Origin of the sequence: Bacillus sp. JJ1764 (assembly GCF_036962145.1) — a bacterium.
Classification (GTDB): Bacteria; Bacillota; Bacilli; order Bacillales; family Cytobacillaceae; genus Neobacillus.
This window is the reverse complement of record NZ_JBALNY010000016.1, coordinates 6826-8423: the sequence shown is the minus strand read 5'-3', so window position 1 is coordinate 8423 and position 1598 is coordinate 6826. Positions and strand designations below refer to the sequence as shown.

Below are 1598 nucleotides of genomic sequence, written 5' to 3'. Positions count from 1 at the left end.
CGCCCACGGAAAGCGAAGTGCCTGGAACGGAGATCAACATACTAGTTTAACAGAGCCATATAAAAAGAAACTCAACCATTCTGCTGAGTTTCTTTTTGCATCCTATAAATTCTTGGTGAAACACCCACTTTATCTTTAAAAATTCTGCTAAAATAATTGGAGTTTTGGTAACCAACCAATGCTGATATTTCTTTCACGGCCTTATTGGTTTCTATTAACAGTCGTTTTGCTTGCTTCAATCTGATTCGTGTTAAAACATCTGTAAAACTAGTACCCGTTCTTGATGTAAACAAGTGGCTGAAATAGGATGGATTACGGTCCACAAATGCAGCAACATCCTCTAGCTTGATATGAATGTTTGAATAATTTTCCTCCAAAAATAAAATGGCCCGCTCTATCGGATCCTGCATGAGGGTTCCGCCCATGGATTCTGTCGCTGAAAATAATTTTTGAATAAATAAGATGAGATTTTGAACGGTTCGGTAAAGAACAGTATCATACAAGATTGAATGAAAAATGGTCCTGTATTCCTTCTCTGTCTCTTGGTTTTCATCCAAATGATGGGTTTTCATAAACCTTCTAATTTGAGCCAGAATACTTGTCAGTCTAATTCTTACAAGTCCCGGGTCAGGATATGGATCTTGTAATTGTAAAAATTCATTGTAAAGCCACTGTTTGATTTTTTCTATACGAAAGCTTGCCAGCAATTCTACCCAATATCGCTGCTCAGGAGGCGATAGAAAAGGGTCTATATGGGCCCATTCTTGAGAATATTTAAATTCAACAACTTGCCGATAACCCTTAAAATATGTAAATTCTAGCATTTTCTGTGTTTGCAAAAATTTTTGATTAACTGAAAGATTTGATGTAGGGTCTTTATGGACAACTACAGCTAGTGGTTCGGAATACTGCTCTTCCCACCTTCTCATTGCTTTTTGGCATTGATCTAATAATTCTTGACCTCGATCAGTGAATAAAATAATCACCATGTCATTTAATGGATAAATACCCTGCAGGTCTTTGAAGGGATATTCTTCTAAAAAGCTATGCAGCAATGGGATGGTTTCGATCATCTCAGTCTTGAATGCCGCCATTTGAGCATTTCTTACGCCGGAAGCATGTGGGATAAATAAAGATTCATAGGATTCCTCTTTAAATGTTCGGGAGATTTGAGTTCGTTCAGAAAGTGGGTTTGCTACCAACTTTTGTGTTGCCCTGTTAAAAGCTGATTTTACTTTTGTCGTGGACAACGGCTTAATCATTAAATCAAGGGCTTGCAAATCAAGGGCTATTCTCGCTTTTTCAAAGGTGGCTTCGGCACTAGTAAACAGAAGAATCGGACGATAGATTTGCATTAGNNCTTGATGAATCATATCAAGCTCCAATAAAACTACTTGTGGGGCTTCCTTTTCAAATAAGAAAACGAATTCTTGAAAATTGGCAGCTAGGTAAATTTCCATGACAGGGATGGTGGATGTTTTTAATAGCCATTTCAAACCTTCCCGTTCATTTAGATCGCGATCAGCAATCAGCCATTTGCCTTCCATTTCATCTGCCTCCATTATTTACAAATAGACATTTATTTTATTATACCTGAA

Annotated in this window: 1 protein-coding gene; it reads right to left on the bottom strand. The window is 37.5% G+C overall.

Annotation, left to right across the window (positions count from 1 at the left end; all coding sequences use genetic code 11):
• Window positions 1-71 precede the first annotated feature (71 nt).
• Window positions 72-410: a helix-turn-helix transcriptional regulator gene (locus V7083_RS23705; RefSeq protein ID WP_438823685.1), complete on the bottom strand. Its 339-nt coding sequence runs from the start codon at window positions 408-410 to the stop codon at window positions 72-74.
• Window positions 411-1598: the final 1188 nt, after the last annotated feature.

What these genes read in the sequence shown, in the direction of transcription:
- V7083_RS23705 (WP_438823685.1), bottom strand. Translation starts at nt 410, where the DNA reads ATGCAGGATCCGATAGAGCGGGCCATTTTATTTTTGGAGGAAAATTAT.